This window comes from Rhizobium sp. AN80A (assembly GCF_030053015.1).
Classification (GTDB): Bacteria; Pseudomonadota; Alphaproteobacteria; order Rhizobiales; family Rhizobiaceae; genus Rhizobium; species Rhizobium metallidurans.
In genome coordinates this window covers 734,692-754,247 of the sequence record NZ_JASJPX010000003.1, presented here as the reverse complement: position 1 = coordinate 754,247, position 19,556 = coordinate 734,692, and the positions used below count along the sequence as shown (strand labels likewise).

Genomic DNA, 19,556 nt, shown 5'->3' with positions numbered 1-19,556 from the left:
AGTCAAATCAGCGGCTGAGGATCAGTCCTCGTTGGACTTCGAGCTGTCGAGGATCATGTAGTCGAGCGGCAGCTGCGTCGAATACTTGATCTGCTCCATCGCGAAGGCAGAGGAGACGTCGCGGATCTCGATCTTGGCGATCATCCGCTTGTAGAAGGCGTCATAGGCCGCGATGTCAGGCACCACGACGCGCAGCAGATAGTCCACGTCGCCGCTCATCCGGTAGAACTCGACGACCTCGGGGAATTCCGCCACAACTTCCGAAAAACGCCGCAGCCATTCGATCGAATGCGTTGCGGTGCGGATGGACACGAAAACCGTGACCTTGGTGTTGACCTTTTCCGGATCGAGGATGGCCACACGGCGCTTGATGACACCGTCTTCCTCCATTTTCTGGATACGGCGCCAGCAAGGGGTGGTGGAAAGGCCGACCTTCTTTGCGAGATCGGCAACCGCCAATGTTGAATCTTCCTGTAAAAGACGCAGAATCTTGCGGTCCAGACGGTCCATAACGCAGCCCCCTTCGAATTATTTTTCTTGTATAGCGCGATTCCAGCCATTTGAAAGAAATTTGTTTCAGGCTGACAGCATCGTGACGCGCGTCCGCAAGACCGGCAGCAATTCCTCCTCAAACCACGGATTGCGCCTGATCCAGCCTGAGTTGCGCCAGCTCGGATGCGGCAGCGGCAGGATCGCCGGCGATCGATTGGCGAACAGGATCTCCCGCCACATCAGGACCGTCTCGGTCACGCTGCCGCGTCGCTCGTTCCGCAAATGCCATGCCTGTGCATATTGCCCGATGACCAGCACCAGTTCGATCTGCGGCATGGCCGCAAGCACGGGCAGCCGCCACAGCGGCGCGCATTCCCGCCGGGGCGGCAGGTCGCTGCCTTTGGCGTCATAACCGGGAAAGCAGAAGCCCATCGGAACGATGGCGAAGCGGTCGCGGTCGTAGAAGGTGTCGCGATCGACCTGCAGCCATTCGCGCAAGCGGTCGCCCGATGCATCGTTGAAGGGAATGCCGCTCTCATGAACCTTCAAGCCCGGCGCCTGCCCCGCGATCAATATCCGCGCCTTGGTCGAAATCACCGCGACCGGCCGCGGCTCATGCGGCAGCTGGTGACCAGTTCCGCGCAAAGGTTCGTCGCGACAGACCCGGCAGCGCCCGATCGCGGCGCGCATCGCTTCCAGTCCATCCGTCGCGTCTACCATCCGAAGAAACCTCTGCCGCCGCCGGAGCGGCTGCCATCCTGGCTGCCGTCGCGGAAATCGCGAGGCCTCTCGAAGGAGCCAGCCCAAAGACCAGCCTTTCGCGACCGCGCCTCGGCCTCCTCGTCACCATAGGCGCCGTAAGAAACCGCCATGCCCCGCCGCACCATCAAAGCGTTTAGATCGGCGCCGCCGGCACGACACACCACGAGCAGCCGCTGGAAACGATCCCTTTGCGTGCCGGCGCAGCGCGCATCGCCGGCGGCGACGAGGCCCTGCAACATGCGCCTCGCCTCCTCGCCGCATGCCCATCGCGCACCGCCCCGCTCGCATGCCTGGGCAAGCTCGGGCGCATCGATCCCCTTCAGCCGCATCCTCTCCGCGCCGATCGCAAGGCTGTCGCCATCGGCGGCGCGGAAGCGGCCGGCAAGGGAAATCTCCGAGACATCATTGAGCTTGGCCGCGATCATCCAGATGACAGCGAGCAGCGCGAACGCCGTCACCCCGTCACGAACGGTCCTGAAACCCCACGTCACGGTTTCGCCTCCTTCAAAAACAAACCCTTGGCAAAATTGGCAAACAACTTCTTAATATTTGAGCCCTAATATTCCGACGTCTGCAGATCAAGCGTCACGTGTGGAATGAGTAACGGCGTTAGCACATCGACCGATAAGAATATCGTCGACAAGTCACGGAGTCACCGCAACAAGCCCGTCGCAAAGGCTGTACGTGTGACGCGTGAGCGCCTGCAATCGAGCCATGCGCCGAGCGGCGCCTTCGATCGCGACGTGCTGACCATCTATATCAACGCCGTGCTGCAGGGCGCCTCGATCATCCCGCTGTTCGTGATCATCATCGCGATACTCGGCATCTATTTCACCGGCGACACCCAGATCGTGCTCTGGGCCATACTGACGCTGACGGCCCATGCCGCCAACGTGTATCTGGCGCGCCGCGCCCGCAAGCACGAGATGACGCTGATCCGCACCCGCAAATGGCGCCGCCTGCTCCTGCTCGGCCAGTTCCTGATCGGCTGCTGCTGGGCCTATTTCGCCGTTCAGGACTGCGCCACCTGCGAGCCGGCCAACCTCGTGCTCTACAAGGGCGCGACGCTGTTGATCGCCCTGTCGCTGACGGCGATGTGGAATTACATGCTCACGCCGTGCGTGCTGGTGACCTTTTCGCCCGTCGTCTTCGCCCTCGTCGCCAAATCCGGCATTTCGCGCGAGATCCTCGAGATCAGCCTGACCGCGACGCTGACCACGACCGTCATCTTTTTTCACTACATCAGCGACCAGCTGTTTCGGCAGAACCTGCGCATCCTCGCCTATCAGGCTGAGAAGGACGACCTGATCGCCGAACTCGAAGTCGCCAAATCCATGTCGGACGAGGCGCGGCGCCGGGCGGAAGAGGCAAACCTCGCCAAGTCCCGCTTCCTCGCATCCATGTCGCATGAGCTGCGCACGCCGCTGAACGCCATCCTGGGCTTTTCCGAGGTGATGTCGGCCGAAGTCATGGGACCGCTGAACAACGCGACCTACAAGGAATACACGAGCGACATCCACCGCTCGGGCCAGCATCTCTTGAACCTGATCAACGAAATCCTCGACCTTTCCCGTATCGAGGCCGGAAAATACGAGCTCAGCGAGGAGGCGATCTCGCTGCTGGATATTTCCGAAGACTGCATCGGCATGGTGCAGCTGCGCGCACGCGGCAAGAACATCACCATCTCGCAGCAGTTCGAGCTCGAACTTCCCGCGGTCTGGGCCGACGAGAAATCGATGCGCCAGGTGATCCTCAACCTCTTGTCCAATGCCGTGAAGTTCACGCCGCAGGGCGGCGAGATCATGGTCAAGGTCGGCTGGACGGCCGGCGGCGGCCAGTACATCTCGATCAAGGACAACGGACCGGGCATTCCCGAGGACGAGATACCGGTCGTCCTATCCGCCTTCGGCCAGGGCTCGATCGCCATCAAGAGCGCCGAACAGGGCACCGGCCTCGGCCTGCCGATCGTTCAGGCGATCCTCGCCAAGCACGACGGCCAGTTCATCCTGAAGTCCAAGCTGCGCGAAGGCACCGAAGTCATCGCCATCCTGCCGGCAAGGCGCGTGCTGCAATCGGTTCCGGCCGTCGAGGACGCCCAGGCCGTCTCCCGCAAGCGCCGCAGCTTTGCTTGATATCCTCAGCCGAACATCAAATGCTTGCCGATCGTAAACAGCATGAAGATGCCGCAGGCCGTCAGCATGCAGAGCACGGCGAACGAGCCGAGATCCTTGGCGTGCTTGCCGACGCTCGAGATTTCCGGTGAAATGCGATCGATGACTTCCTCGATCGCGGTGTTGAGCGCTTCGATGGCGAAGACGGTGAGAAACAGGATGACGGCGATCATCAGTTCGGCAAGCGTCGCGTCCACCGCCAGGAGCAGGACAAGCGCCACGACGGCGAATAGAAGCTCCTGCCGGAACGCCGCTTCCTTGATCAGCCGCCTGAAGCCGCCGAGCGAGTAGCCGGCGGCGGCAAAAAGTGGCTGATGCCGGTGAGTTTGGTCACGGCAGGTTTCATCAGGCGTCCTCGTCGTCAGGTAGATGGCGGCAATGCCTGCCGCTTCATATCAGAAAAATGCGAATAGCGTGCGCACGCCCGTATCGCAAGCCTTCTGTCATAAACCTGTCACGAACCTGAATACAGGCGATGGGCTCAGTGCTCGTGCTTGTTTGTCACACCCGCCTGTGCAAACGTCGCCATGCCGGAATGGCAGGCCGCCGCGGCCTTGACGATACCGGCGGCAAGCGCTGCCCCCGTGCCCTCGCCGAGCCGCATGCCAAGCGCCAGAAGCGGCGTCTTGCCGAGCATCTCGATTGCCTTGAGATGGCCGGGCTCGCCGGAAACGTGACCGATCAGGCAGTGATCGAGCGCCGAAGGATTGGCCGCCTGCAGGATGGCGGCCGCCGCCGTCGCCACGTAACCGTCGATCAGCACAGGGATGCGTTCGACGCGCGCCGCCAGGATCGCCCCCGCCATCGCGGCGATCTCGCGGCCGCCGAGGCGGCGCATGATCTCCAGCGGATCGTCGAGGTGATCGCTGTGCAGCGCCACCGCCTTCTCGACGGCGGCGACCTTGCGCTCGAACATGTCCCCTTGCGAACCGGTGCCGGGGCCGACCCAGTCGCGGGCGTTGCCGCCATAGAGCGCGTAGTTGATCGAGGCTGCGATCGTCGTGTTGCCGATGCCCATCTCGCCGATGCAGAGCAGATCGGTGCCGCCGGCGATGGCCTCCATGCCGAAGGCCATGGTCGCGGCGCAGTCGCGCTCCGAAAGCGCGGGCTCCTCGGTGATGTCACCGGTCGGGTAATCGAGCGCCAGGTCGAACACCTTCAGCCCGAGATCGTAGGCCACGCAGATCTGGTTGATCGCAGCCCCGCCGGCCGCGAAATTCTCGACCATCTGCTGCGTCACCGTCGGCGGAAAGGGCGTGATGCCCTGCTTCACGACACCGTGGTTGCCGGCGAAGATCGCCACCAGCGGCCGGTTGACGGCGGGCGTGCGGCCGGTCCAGGCGGCCAGCCAGAAAGCGATTTCCTCGAGACGCCCGAGCGAGCCCGGCGGCTTGGTCAACTGGGCATCGCGCTCGCGGGCGGCGACAAGAGCCCGTGGGTCCGGCCCCGGCAGATCGCGCAGAAGTGCCCGGAAATCGTCGAACGGCAGGCCTGAAACGCTCATGGATGCGGCTTCCTTGTCTCGTCTGTAATCTTGTCTTATGGCTGCAAATCAGCTTCTTTCGCGGCCACTCTTAAATCCAGCCGCGAAGCGGAACAACTCTAAAAAGCGCCTAATATCATCCCCGGGAGCGGACGCGCATGAACATCGCAACCTATGTGGCGGATATCGCGCGCGCCACCGCGTTCCTCAGCCGCATTCCGATGCCGAAAGCCGCCTTCGCGGGATACGACGGAAAACTCGGCCGCGTCGCGCGCGCCTTTCCGGTCGCCGGCATCGTCATCGGCCTGCTGCCGGCGGCGGTTCTGTTGGTGATGCTCGCTTTGCAAGCGGACCGGCTGATGTCGGCCCTGGTGGCGCTGGCCATACAGGCGATCGTCTCCGGCGCCCTGCATGAGGACGGCCTTGCCGATTGCGCCGACGGCATCGGTGGCGGCCGCGATCGCGCCCACCGCCTGTCGATCATGAAGGACAGCCGCATCGGCACCTATGGCGCCATCGCGCTGATCCTCTCCTTCACCATTCGCGCCGCCGCCATTGCCGCGATCGCCCGCGGCGCGGTTCCGCTCGCGGCCGCCCTCGCCCTGCCCGCCGTTGGCTGCATGAGCCGCGGCGCGCTGGTCTGGCACTGGCACCGCCTGCCGCCGGCGAAAGCCGATGGCGTGGCCGCCGCCGTCGGCCAGCCGAGCGAAGGCGTCATGCAGATGGCGGTCGTCTCGGCCTGCGCGCTGGCGGCACTGCTGATCTGGCCGAGCCTGGGCCTCTTGCCGCTCATCTGCGCCCTGCTCGCCGCCGGTCTGAGCGCGATGATCTTCACCCGACTGGCCCGTCTTACCCTATCCGGCCATACCGGTGATACGCTGGGCGCCACCGCTCAAATTTCCGAGATGGCGGCGCTGTGCGCTCTTGCCATGGCTTTGTGAAACAACGATATGATTTCTCATGGTCAGCCCCTGCATCAACATCTGCTCCATTGCTTCATCCAGCGGCTTGTGCGCGGGCTGCGGCCGAACGATCGAGGAAATCGCCGGCTGGGCGGCGTTTTCAGATGAAGAGCGGCACGCGGTGATGCGCCTGCTGCCCGCCCGGATGAAAATGATTGGGCCCTCGACATCGCCCGCGACCACGGCAAGCACGGAGCTCACCGCATGAACAGGCTGACGATTGGACTTGGCGGTCTCGGCATCGGCCTTCTCATATTGCTCTTCAACAGCGACAGCCCCAGGATCCTCGGCGTCAGGACCGACGATTTCGGCCGCATGCTCTATCTCCTTCCCATCGCGCTGATGCTGGCCGCCGGCATATGGGGACGACGCATCAGCGTCGGCGAGACAATGCGCCATATGATGATCTGGCTGGTGCTGATCCTCGGCCTCGCCACCGCCTACCTCTACCGCTACGACGCACTCAGCGTCGGCAACCGCCTGCTGGCGGGGCTGATACCCGGCCGGGCCGTCGTCACAACCACGAGCGACGGCAGCAAGGAGGTCATCCTGTACAAGCTGCAGAACGGTCATTTCGAGGCCGATGTCCAGATCAACGGCCAGACCATCTCGATGCTGGTCGATACCGGCGCCAGCATGATCGCGCTCTCGCGCCAGGATGCCGAGCGCGTCGGCATCATCCCCGACAACCTGACCTATTCCATGAGCGTCACCACCGCCAACGGCCGCACCCAGGCAGCGCCTGTCACGCTGTCGGAAGTGGCGATCGGCCCCATCGTGCGCAACAACATCGCCGGCAGCGTCGCCGAGGATGGACGGCTCGACCAGAGCCTGCTCGGCATGAGCTTCCTCGGAACGCTGGGCTCGCTGCAGATGCAGCCGGACGAACTCAGGATGCGCGATTAGAGCCGCGTCAGTTGCGCAGCTTGTAACCCGTCCTGAACATCCAGCCGAGCGTTCCCAGGCAGATCGCCAGGAACAGCGAGATCATCCCGAGGCTGATCAGCGGATTGACATCGGCGATGCCGTAAAAGCTCCAGCGAAAGCCGCTGACCAGATAGAGCACCGGATTGAAGTGGCTGACCGCCTGCCAGAAGGGCGGCAGCATGTTGATCGAATAGAAGCTGCCGCCGAGGAATGTCAGCGGTGGAACGACCAGCATCGGGATCAGGTTCAGCTGCTCGAAATTGTTCGCCCACAGACCGATCATGAAGCCGAACAGGCTGAAGGTCACGGCCGTCAGCACGAAGAACAGCGCCATCATGAACGGGTGCTCGATCCTGACCTCGACGAAGAAGTTCGCCGTCAAAAGGATGATCACGCCGATCATCAGCCCCTTGGTCGCGGCTGCCCCGACATATCCGAGCAGGATCTCGGCCATCGCCACGGGTGCCGACAAAACTTCGTAGATCGTGCCGGTGAACTTCGGAAAATAGATGCCGAAGGAACCATTGCCGATGCACTGCCCAAGCAGAGTCAGCATGATCAGGCCCGGCGTGATGAAGGCGCCATAGGAAATCCCCTCGACTTCCTGGATGCGCGAACCGACGGCGGCGCCGAAGACGATGAAGTAGAGCGACGTCGAGATCACGGGCGAGACCACGCTCTGCAGCAAAGTGCGGCGGGTGCGGGCCATTTCGAAGAGATAGATGGATTTGATGGCTTCGAAGTTCATTTTGCGCCTCCCACGAGCGCCACGAAAATGTCTTCGAGCGAACTCTGCTGCGTCGACAGGTCCTTGAAATGGATGTTGTGTTCGGCAAGCCGCTTCAGGAGGGCGGCGATGCTTTCCTGATCGTTCTCGGCGTCGAAGTCGTAGGTCAGACGGTTGCCGCCGGATGTGATCGCCAGGCCGTTGCCGAGGAAGCTCTCCGGCAGCGCGTCGAGCGGCTCGGTCAGCTCCAGGATCAACTGCTTGCGTCCGAGCTTGGCCATCAGCGCCGTCTTGTCCTCGACCAGAAGCAACTCGCCGCCATTGATCACGCCGACGCGGTCGGCGATCTCCTCCGCCTCCTCGATGTAGTGTGTCGTCAGGATGATCGTGACGCCCGCCTCGCGCAGCTTTTCCACGACGTGCCACATGTCCTTGCGCAGGGCCACATCGACGCCGGCCGTCGGTTCGTCCAGGAACAGGATTTCAGGCTCGTGGCTCAACGCCTTGGCGATCAGGACGCGCCGCTTCATGCCGCCCGAGAGCTGGCGCAGCGTATTGTCCTTCTTGTCCCACAGCGACAGGTCGCGCAGGACCTTCTCGATATGCGCGGGATTGGCCTTCTTGCCGTGCAGGCCACGCGAGAAACTCACCGTGTTCCATACCGTTTCGAACTGGTCGGTGGTCAACTCCTGCGGCACGAGGCCGATCATCGACCGCGTCGCCCGGAAATCCTTCACCACATCGTGGCCGCCGACGAGCACGGTCCCGCCGCTCGGATTGGCGATGCCGCAGACGATCGAGATCATCGTCGTCTTGCCGGCGCCATTCGGACCGAGCAGCGCGAGGATCTCGCCCTTCTCCACATCGAGATCGATGCCTTTCAGGGCCTGAAAGCCGTTACTGTAGATTTTCGTAAGATTGCGGATGGAAATGATGGGGGCCATGCAGGGCTCTTGAAGACGAACGGAAGGATTTCGCCGCTATATAGCCGCTCGGCGACAATTTGACATCCCATGCACGCCGAACAGAGTATTCATTTGCTCGAAAACGACGCAATTGAAAACGCGGTTTCGCCTTCCGGCAAGCGTCCCGCCTACCAGGCACCATTGACGCTGCAGCCCGCCGGCGGCAGCGTCTTGCCCTCGAAGCGCTCTTTCAGCATCTCGCAGCCCTTGGCGCGAATGAATTCCGGCATCTTCATGTTGAGGCTGATACCGACCTCATCGAACGGATCGCTCGCATAGGCCACATACATGTACCAACGGCCGCCGAACACCGCGACGGCGGCAATGACGACGATCGCGACGAAAAACAGAATATTGGGGCGCTTGCCTTCGACCACGGCGGTCTCCTCTTATCGATGGGGAGCCCGTTTAAAGCGATTCCGCGGCTACGTCGATGCCGGACCGCCCACACGCTCAGTCGCAATAGATCTTGCCGCTCTTGCGCTCGCGCAGATCGAAATGGAAGTGGTTCCAGTGCTCCGCATTGCTGCCCGGACCGAGCACCGTGTTGAAATACTTGCAGCTGTCGGAACGCACGGCCTGCAGCAGCCGCCCCTCGCGGAAGGAGAACAGCCCCTTCTTGCGTACGTCGATTTCCTGCCCGCTCTTCAGCACGAACTTGCCGACATCGATCGCGTTGGCGCGCGAATGCTCGGACATCGGATTGTATTTCTGCCGGCTGTTGTTCATCCGGCGGCAGCTATAGCCGCCGAGCGGCTCGATCGTCTTGATGCCGGACCAGTAGCGATACCGCGCCGATGGCGCCAGCTCGTTCTTCACCCACTTGGCGAAGGCCAGCGTCACCTGGCAGTTCAGCGTCGCCGCCGGGCGCACGCCGATATTGCCGGACAGACCCTGCAGCGAAATCGGGTAAGGCACCTGGCACGCCGCCCCGTTGGAGATCGGCGGCTTGTCGGTGAAGATCACGCCCATGCGCTTCAGCTCGCGCCGGCAGGCCAGTTCCGAACTCGGCATCACGTCCGGCACCGCCGGCTGGCTCATCTGGGGCTCGCTCGCCATCCGGTCGTTCGCCATCGGATCGTTCGGCCGCAGCATCGCCACGTCCTGCGGCTCGCTCTCTTCAGGCACCCGCGACGGCGCCGCGACAGTGCTGGCGTCGTTCCATATCTGCTCCTGCCCGCCCGTCGGCTGACTTCGCGATCCTGGTGAACGCATGCTGTTCAACTGCGTGGGATTGTCCGTGCCGATACCATCGACGACAGGCTGGTCCGATTGCCCCTCGGCGATCTGCTGCTGTTGTTCCTCCGCAAGCCCGGTGACCGGCTCGGCTCCGAGTTCGGCATCCATGTTGACGCCCTCGGCCGGCACGGCAAGCGACTGCGTTCCGCCCCAGCTCGCCGGCTGGCCGCCGAACTGGCCCGCGACACCGCGCGCGCCCGCGGACGCCTGATCGCTGTTCATCGGCGGCAGCGCGGTCGATTGCCCGCGGCCGGCACGATCGGCCGTATTGAGATAATCGGCTGAGCCCTGGACCGGCTGGCTGCTGGCGGGATAGGCCTGTTCAGTGGCGGAGGACGGAATGTCGACAGGCGCCTGGCGTCGTGGCGGCGAGATGGACCCGACCTTCGTGCCGCGATCCACGCTGCCGGGCGGAACAAGCGCGTCCGTCGAGCACGTCACCAGCGCCGTCGACAACAGCACGGGCAGCACGTAACGCCGCATGGTGGAAACAAACGCCATACTCTTATCGCTTCCTGAGATCGGCAGTGACCAAGAAACTTCAGTTCAAATTTAATAAAAAGCGGTGAACGAAACCTTACCCCGGGTTGAGCGACCGAGGGCTCACCGATCACGATTGCCGGGAAGTTTGAAACAATAGCCCTGTTCGGCTGCGGGAATGCGATGATCACGGCGCGAAAGTCACCAGCCGGCGATGCGAACGGGCTTCTCGTCACGCGACTGCACGCGGCGATCAGGAATTTGAAGAAGCGGATGAAAGTATGGCGGCGCGAATACGCAAGCCGCGTCGCATCAGGCGTCAGTTGGCGTAAAGCACTTCCTTGTCGTCGGACAGTTTGATCGCGACGCGATGACCAGCCGGGCGGCCGGTTCCGTAGATCTCGTTCATGATCTTGGCGACCTCGACGGCATAGCCTTCGGTCAATCCGTTGAGAATCTGGCCGCCAAAGCATGCAGGCTCGTCGGTCTGATGATCCCAGACCATCCACATATCGAGCGGATCGCAAATGACATCGTAACGTGGTCTGGAGCTATTCATCAGTAAACGCCTTCACTACCTCACTCTCCTAGGTTGCGGCCGATTAATTGTTTCTTTGCGCCACCCGTGAAAACGAATGGATGATTTATTGTATTCCGCACCTTCCCGACGGCCACCGCCGCGATGGCATTGGCAAAGCTGCGCGCAGCGGCTTCACCCGATCCGTGGAGTTACCGCGCCTGCACGCTTCCGGTAACGATGCGATCGGTCTTCTCCAGATTCATCTGCGGCCAGTTGGACGCGGTCTCGGATGCAGGACGGCTGCCGATGGCAAGGATCGTGACCAGGCCGGCAACGACGGCGGAAAAAAGCAACCCGCTATAAGTCATCAGTTTGAACCTCAAAGATGTGGTTTCCCAGCCACTCGCGGGCAAACTGCTATGAGAGCCTAAACGAACCCATAACAAACGTGGTTAATCGGGACGATATTCCCGCTTATGAACACTCGAAACCGGACAGACGGTGAACGCGCGGCCAGATTCCAGTTCAATCGTTGTCGCCCTGTTGCGCCGCCGCATTAGCGAAACGTGCCTTGAGCGCGGCCACCTCGCCAGGATCGACGGTCAACGCGGCAACGGCGATCCATGCATCGATATAGTGTTCGGGCGCGTAGACATGGCCATAGCCAATCGGCGACGTCGTCGCAATCATCAGGTCGAACAGCAGCTGGAACATGGTCAGAACAGGAAACCATCTGAGGCTCTTGGAAACATCCGGCCCGCGCGGCGCCTGCATCCATGCGGGCTCCCGGTAGAAGGAGCGCGGATCGAAGAACGTCACCGCGTCGCTCGCATACTGCAGATAGACGATCCGCATCGGCCCCCATGGCGCAGCGCCGGGAAAATCGAGTTGGTTCTCCTGGTTGGTGAACCGGATTATCGAGCCGTCGCGGAATGTCGGCAGCCATGCCGGCGATTGCGGATTGCGTCCTGCCGTCACCGCGTTCCACATGCTGCTCTCGAAAGGCGGCCCGCTCCAGAGCGCGCCCTGGAACGGATCGGCGATGACGTCGAAGATGTCGGCGGACAGCTGCGAGTTCAGCGCGCCGAGGCTCAAGCCGTGCAGGTAGAGCTTCGGCCGCTTGTCGCGCGGCAGCGTCGTCCAGTAGCCATAGACCTCGCGAAATAGCGCCTTTGCCGACTGCGCGCCATATTCCGATTCAACCAGCAGCGACAACCAGCTCGACAGGTAGGAGTATTGGAGCGCCACGCTGGCGACGTCGCCGCGCTTGAGATATTCGAGCGTGTCCATCGCGGCGGGATCGACCCATCCGGTGCCGGTCGGCGCGATGATGACAAGCATGGATCGCTCGAAAGCCCCGTTGCGCTTCAGCTCCTCGAGCGCAAGCCTGGCGCGGGCCTCGATCGTATCGGCGTTGTTGAGACCGACATAGACGCGTATGGGTTCGCGCGCCTCGCCTTTCCAGAAGCCGCCGATATCGGAAGCGCTTGGACCGGAGGCAACGAAATGCCGCCCCTGCCGCCCGAGGCCGTCCCAGGTGACCAGCGACGCCTTGCTTCCCGTCCTGGCGGCATCCGCGGGCATCGGCACGTCGTCCTCGATCAGCGCGTCCAGCCGCTGCATCGAGGAATCGATCGCGTGCAGCGCCCCGCGCAGCAGCACGCCCTCGGCAACCGACCAGAACAGCACCACGGCGATCGCAAAACCGATCACGTTGGAGACACGCCGAGGCACGAAGCGATCGAGCCGCCGCGATGTCCATCGAACGGTCAGCAGGAACAATCGCCCGATAAGCACGGCCGCAAGGAAGACGACGAAAGCCAGCGCTCCGAGCTTGAAGGGCTCGGCGCTTTCGAGCGGCTGCATCCGCCAGAGCTCCCGGATCGAATTCTGCCAGCCGGCCGCCTGCCACAGGAAGACGACCGCAACGATCAACCCGCAGATCAGAACTGCGATCCGCTGCGACAGGAGCGGCCCGCGATACGGGAGTTCGAGATACTTCCAGAGACTGACGGCGGCCACGCCGATGAGATAACCCACAGCCGCGCAAACACCCGACAGAACGCCCTGGACGATGTAGGATCGCGGCATCAGCGTCGGCGTCAGCGACGCGGCGAAGAAAGCGAAGGCGAGCGCCAGCCCGACGACCGAAAGCGAGCGAAAAAGACCACCGAGCAGACGCCTCATACGCTTCCCCATCCCCGTACGGACAAGCCCGCCCTCGGCCACGACAGGAACCGGACAGACGCCGCGAAGCTTACTATCGGAACGCGAAAACTCAAGCGTTTCCACCCCACCGAAAGCATCCACTCGCCGGTCCGCTCACGAAGCCGCACTTTGTCGGCACGCTGCGATTTCGGTTTTCAGGCCGATACGCTAGGGTCCGTCGGAATCGACCAGAAAACCCGCCGTCAAAAGGAGCGCCGATGACCGAAGAACAAAAGCCGAGAGGCACGCTGACCCTCAGGACCATGGCGATGCCCGCCGATGCCAACCCGGCCGGCGACATCTTCGGCGGATGGGTCATGGCGCAGATGGACCTTGCATCGGGCATCTCGGCCGCCGAACGCGCCAAGGCGCGCGTCGTCACCGCCGCCGTCAAGGAGATGGCCTTCGCCCTGCCCGTGAAGATCGGCGATACGCTGTCCATCTATACCGACATCGAACGCGTCGGCCGCACCTCGATCACCCTCTGTGTCGAGGCCTGGGCGACCCGAGCCCGCTACAACAAGATGGAAAAAGTCACCGCCGGCACCTTCATCATGGTGGCGCTCGACGAGAATGGTCAGCCGACGCCCGTGCCGGCCGAATAGGTCACAAACGAGGAAAGGCAACTTTTTGGTTGCCTTTCCAATCGAACCGGGGCGATAAAAGGCAACCGGGAGGTTGCCAATATGTCAGATCGCATCGAGAAGACCATCGAACTGAATGCCCCTGTCAGCAGAGTCTGGCAGGCCATCACCGATCATCGCGAATTCGGCGAGTGGTTCCGCGTCAGGATCGACGCCCCCTTCGTCTCGGGTGAGGTCGCAACCGGCCAGATCACCTATCCCGGCTACGAGCATGTTCGCTGGACCGCCACGATCAAGTGCATGGACGAGCCGACGCTGTTTTCCTTCACCTGGATCCCCTACGCGGTCGATCCCGATACCGATTACTCCAGCGAAACGCCGACGCTGGTCGAATTCCGCCTCGAGCCGACATCGAAGGGCACGCGCCTGACGATCACCGAATCCGGCTTCGACAAGGTCCCCGAATATCGCCGCGCCGAAGCACTGCGGATGAACGAGGGCGGCTGGGCGGAGCAGGTGAAGAACATCAAGGCCCATGTCGAGCGCTGATCGAATGCCGAACGGTGAAAGCATGCCGCAGGTCGATGCCGAGACCAGCGGCCGGGACGCCGCGGCACTTTTTCGGCCCTCGGCGACCCCACTCGCCTGTCCCTGCTGACGGCGCTGAGCGACGGCCGCACATCCTCGATCTCCAGTCTCTCCGGCGGCACGGAGCTGACACGCCAGGCGGTCACCAAGCATCTGATCGTGCTCGAAAAAGCCGGCCTCGTCGAAAGCATCAAGGTCGGCCGCGAAAGCCATTACAGTTTCCGGCGCGACGGCATCGATATCATGCGCGGCTATCTCGACGGCGTCTCCCGGCAGTGGGACGATGCGCTGGAACGCCTGCGCGCCTTCGTCGAGCGCTGAGGGCCCGGACGAACCGGCGCGCCGGTTCAAGCCTGCAGGAACTGCGATCCCTTGTCGAAGCTGACGCCGGGAAATATCTTCGCCGTCAGATCGTCCACCGTCACGTCGAACTGTCGGTAGAGCATGGCGGCCGCAAGCTCGCGCACGTCGGCCGTCGGCGCCAGATCGCGCTCGTCGAGAAGCTGCTGGTCGCCAAGGCCCGGCCAGCGGCCGAGAATGCGACCGCCACTGATCGCGCCGCCCGCCAGAACCGCGCAGCCGCCCGTGCCGTGGTCGGTCCCTCCGGACCCGTTCTCCCGCACCGTCCGCCCGAACTCGGTCATCGCCAGCACCACAGTCTTCGACCAGATATCCGGCCCCAGCGTCGACTTCAGCGTGGTGATCGCCTCCGTCAGATCCTGCACCGGACGCTTGAATTGTCCGATCTGGCCGACATGCGTGTCCCAGCCGGTGATGGAGAAGCTGGCGATCCGGTAATCGCCCTTCAGCATGTTGCCCGCAAGTGCCGCCACATCCGCCACCTTCTGGCCGCGTGGCCCGCCGGGCTCGGCCACCATCGAGGCGCTGTTGGCCCGCGTCGCCTCCTCGATTGCCTTGGCGAAAGCCGGGTCGCCGGCATAAAGCCGTTTAAGGAACTGCGTCTCGTCGCGGGCCGGCCCGAGATTGGAATCCGACGCCCACACATCGACATTGTTGGGCCCGGTCAGGATCAGCTCCGTCGAGGTGTTGACATCGATCGCCTTGCGCGCGTCCGATCGCGGAATGACGGCAAGCGCGCGGTTCAGCCACCCCGTCTTTTCCTCCGAGACATGCTCGCCGCCCGATTCAAGCATATCCTGCCCGTCGAAATGGCTGCGTTGGTCGCGATAGGGCGTCGATACCGCATGCACGAAGGCGAGCTCACGACCGCGCCACAATGGCATCAGACCCGCCGCCGAAGGATGCAGGCCGAAATTCCCGTCGAGATCGATAAGCCCGGTCTCCGGCGTCAGTGCCAACGTCGGCCGGGACGCGGCGAAACCGGCATCGCCATAGGGCTGCACCAGCGCCAGCCCGTCCATCGCCCCGCGCAGCACAATGGTGACGAAGCGCTTGTCTCCGGGCATCGACGCGAAGGTGACGGGCGTCAGGACAGGGGCCGCCGCGAGGCAGCAGGCGGAAGCAAGGAAGCCGCGGCGCGATAGCGTGAAATCGGTCATTTCGAAGCTCCTATCGACGGTTGAACTCGGGCGACGCAAGCGCAAGCATCAGGCCGGTTGCCTTGTTGGGCGCCTGACTGACGACGCGGATCGTGTCGTCGCGCGCGGCATCGCCAAGCGTTGCCTTCAGGAATTCGCGGGGATCGAGCCCCTGCCCGAACTGCGCCGTCGCCCGCCGCGCCCAGCCGAGCCGCTCGGCAAGCTGGCTGGCCGTGATCCAGGCCGAGAAGCTCTCCTCGAAGCCGGCCGGGCTTGGCGGCAACCAAATCGGCTGCCCCATGCGCCTCAGCGCCCCCTGCCCGAGCGCCCTTGCCGTCCGTATCGCCTTGCGGCGCTTGCCCCTGTTGTCGTCGCCAGGATCGGTCGTCGGCGGCCCGCCGCCGACGACGGTCTCTCCGTCCTTCATAGCGCCCTTGGAGCCGCCGCTCATATCGCCACCCATGTCAGCAGCGCCCGGAGCGACGGCATCGTCCTGCTGGTTATCCCTGAAGAAGGCCGCGACCGTTCCGTCCCCGACACCGGCATTCAGCGCCCGGAGACCGGCAACGACGAAATCGAACGGCTGACGCGCCTTCGCGCCGTCGTTCGCCCAGGCCGCCGGATGGTCGAGCATGGCGCCGTAGACTGCCCTGAGATCACCGTCGGTCTTCTTCCAGGCGCCGGCCATCTCGGCGAGCAGTCCCTGATCCGGCTGATCGGCAATGAAATGCACCGCCAGCTTGCGACAGATATGCGCCGCCGTCTTCGGATTGGCGGCGAGATCGTCGAGCATGGCGAGATAATCGCCCGCTCGCCGCTTGTCGCCGCCATAGCTGACACCGAGAACTTCGTGACGGCCGGGCTCGGCGATGTTGGGACGAAACGCCATGTCCATCTCCTGCCGGTCGACCGTCAGCCCCGTCAAAACCATGGCGGCGGCCCGCACGTCGGCCTGCGTGTAGCCGCTGCCGGCCCCGAGCGTATGCAGTTCCAGCAATTCGCGCCCGAGGTTTTCGTTGAGCCCCTTCTTCTGCCGCATCCCGCCCTTGGAATCCGGCCCGAGCGACTGCGCCTGATCGAGATAGATCAGCATCGCCGGATGCTCGGTGGCACCGCGCAAAAGATCGGCGAAGCGCCCGCCGATACGCGGCCGGATCGCTTCGGCCTCGTAAAGCGGCACCAGCAGCCGCATCGGCAGGCTCTTGTTGGCGCTGGTGGAAAAGTGATTGGTCCAGAAGGTGGAAAGACGCTCCTCAAAACCGTTGGGCGACATGACAGCCTGCAGCAGCCGCGCATTGGCATCCAGCTGGAAGCTGCGCTGCGCCTGCTTCTGCAACACCTTGCGCCGCGCCCGGCGCGTCTGGTCGTCGTCGCCGCTTTGTCCGAGATCACGCAGGTTGGATTGCAGCTCGGCGATCACTTGATGCCGTTGCTCGATACCGCCGACGGGAAAGGCGACTGGCGCTCGCGCATCCGCGGTCGCCTGCCCCCCGCTCAACTGACGAAGCAGGTCGTCCTTGTTTCGCGGCGGCGCCTCGCCTGGCCGAAATCCATAACCGAAGCGGATGGCCGCCATCGTCGGAAAGGAAAGACTCATGACCTGTCACCTCCATATCCCCGGATGGTGACAGGCTGTCGTCAAAACCGTCGGAAATTGAGGCGGAGCCGCGACATGGACAATTTGTAATTCAAGGACTTACCGATCCCATCAGGCGGGATCGCAATCATCCGCGAAAGATGAAGGACGCCCCGACCGCGATCAGCGCAAAGCCGATGACGTGGTTCCAGGTCAGGCTTTCGCCCAGCCAGAACACCGAGAAGCCGGAGAACACCAGAAGCGTGATCACCTCCTGCATCGTCTTCAGTTGCGCCGTCGTATAGACCGCCGAACCGATCCGGTTGGCCGGCACCGCCAGGCAGTATTCGAAGAAGGCGATCGCCCAGCTGACGACGATGGCGACGAAAATCGCCGTCCCCTTGTGCTTGAGATGCCCGTACCAGGCGAATGTCATGAACACGTTGGAGGCAAGCAGCATGACGATCGGCCAGATGGCCGCGGGGCTGAGGGCAAATGGCATGTGAGATTCCCGAGTGTTGAAGCTGGCGCCAGCATGTACCGCCGAACGAAAGGGCTTCAAGAGGCTGGGCTGCCCGCGCCGCGACATTTCAGGCTGCGCGACAGTTGAGACATCGCCGGGAACCAATCACGCTCCCTAGATCAAACATTCAAGCACGGCGACCCAGGGAATGTCCCGGCCGGAACTGTTCATCCGGTCCCTGAGATAACCGGTGCTCGTGAGCTTCAAACGCTTTGGCTTGGAGTGACAAAAGGCCCGCCTAGGACGCCACATGAATGGCGGGCGCCTCTTGCGCCGGCGTGCCTTCCAGCATCACCCGGTTGCGCCCGGCATCCTTGGCCGCGTAGAGGGCAGCGTCGGCGCGGCCGATCGTTTCGGTCAGCGACACGTCGCTTGATGCCACGCAGGCGACGCCGAAGCTCGCGGTGATCTTTCCCACGCCGGCGATATCGGGCTGTCCGGCGGCGGAGAAGGCGAGCCGGATCGCATTCGCGACCTTGCCGCCGTCGGCAAGTGCCGCGCCCGGCAGAAACGCCACGAACTCCTCGCCGCCGAAACGCGCGGCGAACGCGCCCTCAGGCAGGCGCGCCTTCAAGAGTTCGGCAAGGCCGGCGATCACACTGTCGCCAGCGGCGTGGCCGAACGTGTCGTTGATCCGCTTGAAGTGGTCGATGTCACAGAGAAGAATGGCGCCCTTCAGCGCACCGCGGGCTCTCAGCCTGCTGGTCGTTTCCTCGAAGCCGCGCCGGTTGAGCAGACCCGTGAGGGAATCGCTCTCGGCGGCATCTCGGTAGCGCTCGACCGTGTCGAGCGTCGTCGCGGCCAGCGCCGAAAGCGCAAACAGCAGCGCGATGACGGAAGCCCCCGCCTGCATGACAAACGCGTAAGTGGAAGTACCGAAGCTCTCCAAGTCGCCCCCAGGCGAGAATATCACCAAGAGGATGACATTGCGGACGATCGCCTCGACCACGATCAGCGAAGCGACGCCGAGCAGGATGCGGTCGATCGTCCGCCGGGCGCTGCCGAGCGACGAGCCGATCGCGAATATAAGCAAGGCCGAGCACGCGATGTCGCTGATGAGAAGCTCGGCCGGCAGGCTTTCGAGCACCAGAACCGAATAGGCCAGCGCCGCGTAGATTACGGCGCAGACGCCCAAGCGCAAAACCATGCGCGACGGCTGGCGAAAGCGCTTCAGGAGGGCACCGCTATAGAAAAAGAAGGCGGAGAGAAAAAGCGCGTCGGCGCTGAGCGCCTGAACGGGAATCGGCAGCCATGCGAAAAACATCGGCACCGAGAAGGCGACGGCAGCGGATAGAAAGCCCGCCGCCCACAACCCGGCTTCGCGCGATCCGAACCTTGAAACGACGAGGAAGGTGCAGCCGAAGGTCAACATCATGACCGGGAGCATAAAGGCAAAATTCACTGCGGCACCCATCGAACGAGCATGACGAAAAACGGCATGCAAACAGCGCGTCGATCAAAAGCGCTAGCCACTCAACGTTAACAAAAACCTACCGGAGGTAGAATACACATCGATCGAAACGGGTGCAAGGGGCGGCACCTGCATCGAAACAGCGTTCGAACACGGCCGCCCCATGCCGCTCACGCGCCAGCGGCGCGGTGCGGCCCTCCGGCATCCTCCGAGCCGAAGCGCACATTCCTTTTCTCGTCACCGAACAGCGGGATAGAGCTGTGACAGGTAGCATCTCGAAACGCCGGCAAATCGCCCTTGTTCCATCACATTCGTCGTGATCGCATCGTGTCCGCGACCATGCTGACGGACGCCACACGCAACCCGATCAGGACCGACCACCAGAGAGCGAGCGTTTCATTCTGGCGCGAAAACTCCCTCCAAGCCACTGCTTTTAAAT

At 63.1% G+C, this 19,556-nt stretch carries 22 protein-coding genes and 1 pseudogene; 7 read left to right on the top strand and 16 right to left on the bottom strand.

What is annotated here, in order from left to right; genetic code table 11:
- Positions 1 to 21 precede the first annotated feature (21 nt).
- The 3 genes from P3R82_RS15265 to P3R82_RS15255 all read right to left on the bottom strand — a co-directional run bounded on the left by P3R82_RS15265 (position 22) and on the right by P3R82_RS15255 (position 1,745).
- On the bottom strand, positions 22 to 510 hold the full coding sequence (locus tag P3R82_RS15265) for an Lrp/AsnC family transcriptional regulator (protein WP_037178648.1): 489 nt from the start codon (positions 508 to 510) through the stop codon (positions 22 to 24).
- A gap of 66 nt (positions 511 to 576) precedes the next feature.
- A complete protein-coding gene (locus P3R82_RS15260; RefSeq protein ID WP_283194450.1) occupies positions 577 to 1,212 on the bottom strand; it encodes a uracil-DNA glycosylase family protein in 636 nt (211 codons plus the stop codon).
- Entirely contained in the window at positions 1,206 to 1,745 is a 540-nt protein-coding gene (locus tag P3R82_RS15255) for a thermonuclease family protein (RefSeq protein ID WP_283194449.1), read from the bottom strand. Before P3R82_RS15255 ends, P3R82_RS15260 begins: the two co-directional genes overlap by 7 nt.
- Positions 1,746 to 1,850: 105 nt before the next feature.
- Here P3R82_RS15255 and P3R82_RS15250 point away from each other — a divergent pair, with 105 nt between their 5' ends.
- Positions 1,851 to 3,386: a HAMP domain-containing sensor histidine kinase gene (locus tag P3R82_RS15250; protein WP_183898920.1), complete on the top strand. Its 1,536-nt coding sequence runs from the start codon at positions 1,851 to 1,853 to the stop codon at positions 3,384 to 3,386.
- A 5-nt stretch (positions 3,387 to 3,391) separates the two neighbouring features.
- On the opposite strand, the pseudogene P3R82_RS15245 reads toward P3R82_RS15250, so the two are convergent.
- Together P3R82_RS15245 and cobT are read right to left on the bottom strand one after the other, a co-directional pair.
- A pseudogene (locus P3R82_RS15245) lies at positions 3,392 to 3,771 on the bottom strand (diacylglycerol kinase).
- Positions 3,772 to 3,906: 135 nt separating this feature from the next.
- A complete protein-coding gene (gene cobT / locus P3R82_RS15240; RefSeq protein WP_183898923.1) occupies positions 3,907 to 4,929 on the bottom strand; it encodes a nicotinate-nucleotide--dimethylbenzimidazole phosphoribosyltransferase in 1,023 nt (340 codons plus the stop codon).
- A 137-nt stretch (positions 4,930 to 5,066) separates the two neighbouring features.
- Here cobT and P3R82_RS15235 point away from each other — a divergent pair, with 137 nt between their 5' ends.
- From P3R82_RS15235 to P3R82_RS15225, 3 genes are read left to right on the top strand one after another with little or no spacing between them, the layout of a single operon-like run.
- A complete protein-coding gene (locus P3R82_RS15235) occupies positions 5,067 to 5,849 on the top strand; it encodes an adenosylcobinamide-GDP ribazoletransferase (protein WP_283194448.1) in 783 nt (260 codons plus the stop codon).
- Positions 5,850 to 5,868: 19 nt separating this feature from the next.
- Positions 5,869 to 6,078: a DUF1289 domain-containing protein gene (locus P3R82_RS15230; RefSeq protein ID WP_283194447.1), complete on the top strand. Its 210-nt coding sequence runs from the start codon at positions 5,869 to 5,871 to the stop codon at positions 6,076 to 6,078.
- The gene (locus P3R82_RS15225) at positions 6,075 to 6,776 is read left to right on the top strand and encodes a TIGR02281 family clan AA aspartic protease (RefSeq protein ID WP_183898926.1); all 702 of its coding nucleotides are present in this window, start codon (positions 6,075 to 6,077) and stop codon (positions 6,774 to 6,776) included. The genes P3R82_RS15230 and P3R82_RS15225 overlap by 4 nt, the downstream gene beginning before the upstream one ends.
- Before the next feature lie 7 nt (positions 6,777 to 6,783).
- Here P3R82_RS15225 and P3R82_RS15220 read toward each other — a convergent pair whose 3' ends face one another.
- The 7 genes from P3R82_RS15220 to P3R82_RS15190 all read right to left on the bottom strand — a co-directional run bounded on the left by P3R82_RS15220 (position 6,784) and on the right by P3R82_RS15190 (position 12,915).
- Positions 6,784 to 7,545, bottom strand: coding sequence for an ABC transporter permease (locus P3R82_RS15220; RefSeq protein ID WP_183898927.1), 762 nt, complete (start codon positions 7,543 to 7,545; stop codon positions 6,784 to 6,786).
- Positions 7,542 to 8,468 carry an ABC transporter ATP-binding protein gene (locus tag P3R82_RS15215; protein WP_183898928.1) on the bottom strand — a complete coding sequence of 309 codons (927 nt, stop codon included), beginning with the start codon at positions 8,466 to 8,468 and terminating at the stop codon, positions 7,542 to 7,544. Before P3R82_RS15215 ends, P3R82_RS15220 begins: the two co-directional genes overlap by 4 nt.
- A gap of 149 nt (positions 8,469 to 8,617) precedes the next feature.
- Entirely contained in the window at positions 8,618 to 8,866 is a 249-nt protein-coding gene (locus tag P3R82_RS15210) for a hypothetical protein (protein WP_183898929.1), read from the bottom strand.
- A gap of 76 nt (positions 8,867 to 8,942) precedes the next feature.
- Positions 8,943 to 10,229 carry an extensin family protein gene (locus tag P3R82_RS15205; protein WP_283194446.1) on the bottom strand — a complete coding sequence of 429 codons (1,287 nt, stop codon included), beginning with the start codon at positions 10,227 to 10,229 and terminating at the stop codon, positions 8,943 to 8,945.
- Between the two features lie 298 nt (positions 10,230 to 10,527).
- Positions 10,528 to 10,767 (bottom strand): hypothetical protein, encoded by a 240-nt coding sequence (locus P3R82_RS15200; RefSeq protein ID WP_183899414.1) that lies wholly within the window; start codon positions 10,765 to 10,767, stop codon positions 10,528 to 10,530.
- A gap of 170 nt (positions 10,768 to 10,937) precedes the next feature.
- Positions 10,938 to 11,096 carry a hypothetical protein gene (locus P3R82_RS15195; protein ID WP_183898931.1) on the bottom strand — a complete coding sequence of 53 codons (159 nt, stop codon included), beginning with the start codon at positions 11,094 to 11,096 and terminating at the stop codon, positions 10,938 to 10,940.
- 157 nt (positions 11,097 to 11,253) lie between these two features.
- Positions 11,254 to 12,915, bottom strand: coding sequence for an alpha/beta-hydrolase family protein (locus tag P3R82_RS15190; protein WP_283194445.1), 1,662 nt, complete (start codon positions 12,913 to 12,915; stop codon positions 11,254 to 11,256).
- A 239-nt stretch (positions 12,916 to 13,154) separates the two neighbouring features.
- Between P3R82_RS15190 and P3R82_RS15185 the strand changes: the two genes are divergently transcribed.
- The 3 genes from P3R82_RS15185 (at position 13,155) to P3R82_RS15175 (ending at position 14,429) form a co-directional block, all read left to right on the top strand.
- Entirely contained in the window at positions 13,155 to 13,541 is a 387-nt protein-coding gene (locus P3R82_RS15185) for an acyl-CoA thioesterase (protein WP_183898933.1), read from the top strand.
- Between the two features lie 81 nt (positions 13,542 to 13,622).
- A complete protein-coding gene (locus P3R82_RS15180) occupies positions 13,623 to 14,069 on the top strand; it encodes an SRPBCC family protein (protein WP_283194444.1) in 447 nt (148 codons plus the stop codon).
- A 96-nt stretch (positions 14,070 to 14,165) separates the two neighbouring features.
- Positions 14,166 to 14,429: a helix-turn-helix domain-containing protein gene (locus P3R82_RS15175; protein ID WP_283196352.1), complete on the top strand. Its 264-nt coding sequence runs from the start codon at positions 14,166 to 14,168 to the stop codon at positions 14,427 to 14,429.
- Positions 14,430 to 14,455: 26 nt separating this feature from the next.
- Here the strand turns inward: P3R82_RS15175 and P3R82_RS15170 are convergent, their stop codons facing one another.
- The 4 genes from P3R82_RS15170 to P3R82_RS15155 all read right to left on the bottom strand — a co-directional run bounded on the left by P3R82_RS15170 (position 14,456) and on the right by P3R82_RS15155 (position 19,108).
- Positions 14,456 to 15,628, bottom strand: coding sequence for a DUF1501 domain-containing protein (locus P3R82_RS15170; RefSeq protein WP_283194443.1), 1,173 nt, complete (start codon positions 15,626 to 15,628; stop codon positions 14,456 to 14,458).
- Between the two features lie 10 nt (positions 15,629 to 15,638).
- Positions 15,639 to 17,204 (bottom strand): DUF1800 domain-containing protein, encoded by a 1,566-nt coding sequence (locus P3R82_RS15165; RefSeq protein ID WP_283194442.1) that lies wholly within the window; start codon positions 17,202 to 17,204, stop codon positions 15,639 to 15,641.
- Between the two features lie 127 nt (positions 17,205 to 17,331).
- Complete coding sequence (locus tag P3R82_RS15160) at positions 17,332 to 17,685, bottom strand: DMT family protein (RefSeq protein WP_283194441.1); 354 nt, start codon at positions 17,683 to 17,685, stop codon at positions 17,332 to 17,334.
- Between the two features lie 259 nt (positions 17,686 to 17,944).
- Complete coding sequence (locus P3R82_RS15155; protein WP_283194440.1) at positions 17,945 to 19,108, bottom strand: GGDEF domain-containing protein; 1,164 nt, start codon at positions 19,106 to 19,108, stop codon at positions 17,945 to 17,947.
- Positions 19,109 to 19,556: the final 448 nt, after the last annotated feature.

Coding starts and splice junctions, on each gene's coding strand:
- P3R82_RS15265 (WP_037178648.1), bottom strand. CDS start 510: ATGGACCGTCTGGACCGCAAGATTCTGCGTCTTTTACAGGAAGATTCA.
- P3R82_RS15260 (WP_283194450.1), bottom strand. CDS start 1,212: ATGGTAGACGCGACGGATGGACTGGAAGCGATGCGCGCCGCGATCGGG.
- P3R82_RS15250 (WP_183898920.1), top strand. CDS start 1,851: ATGAGTAACGGCGTTAGCACATCGACCGATAAGAATATCGTCGACAAG.
- cobT (WP_183898923.1), bottom strand. CDS start 4,929: ATGAGCGTTTCAGGCCTGCCGTTCGACGATTTCCGGGCACTTCTGCGC.
- P3R82_RS15235 (WP_283194448.1), top strand. CDS start 5,067: ATGAACATCGCAACCTATGTGGCGGATATCGCGCGCGCCACCGCGTTC.
- P3R82_RS15230 (WP_283194447.1), top strand. CDS start 5,869: ATGGTCAGCCCCTGCATCAACATCTGCTCCATTGCTTCATCCAGCGGC.
- P3R82_RS15225 (WP_183898926.1), top strand. CDS start 6,075: ATGAACAGGCTGACGATTGGACTTGGCGGTCTCGGCATCGGCCTTCTC.
- P3R82_RS15220 (WP_183898927.1), bottom strand. CDS start 7,545: ATGAACTTCGAAGCCATCAAATCCATCTATCTCTTCGAAATGGCCCGC.
- P3R82_RS15215 (WP_183898928.1), bottom strand. CDS start 8,468: ATGGCCCCCATCATTTCCATCCGCAATCTTACGAAAATCTACAGTAAC.
- P3R82_RS15205 (WP_283194446.1), bottom strand. CDS start 10,229: ATGGCGTTTGTTTCCACCATGCGGCGTTACGTGCTGCCCGTGCTGTTG.
- P3R82_RS15200 (WP_183899414.1), bottom strand. CDS start 10,767: ATGAATAGCTCCAGACCACGTTACGATGTCATTTGCGATCCGCTCGAT.
- P3R82_RS15195 (WP_183898931.1), bottom strand. CDS start 11,096: ATGACTTATAGCGGGTTGCTTTTTTCCGCCGTCGTTGCCGGCCTGGTC.
- P3R82_RS15190 (WP_283194445.1), bottom strand. CDS start 12,915: ATGAGGCGTCTGCTCGGTGGTCTTTTTCGCTCGCTTTCGGTCGTCGGG.
- P3R82_RS15185 (WP_183898933.1), top strand. CDS start 13,155: ATGACCGAAGAACAAAAGCCGAGAGGCACGCTGACCCTCAGGACCATG.
- P3R82_RS15180 (WP_283194444.1), top strand. CDS start 13,623: ATGTCAGATCGCATCGAGAAGACCATCGAACTGAATGCCCCTGTCAGC.
- P3R82_RS15170 (WP_283194443.1), bottom strand. CDS start 15,628: ATGACCGATTTCACGCTATCGCGCCGCGGCTTCCTTGCTTCCGCCTGC.
- P3R82_RS15165 (WP_283194442.1), bottom strand. CDS start 17,204: ATGAGTCTTTCCTTTCCGACGATGGCGGCCATCCGCTTCGGTTATGGA.
- P3R82_RS15160 (WP_283194441.1), bottom strand. CDS start 17,685: ATGCCATTTGCCCTCAGCCCCGCGGCCATCTGGCCGATCGTCATGCTG.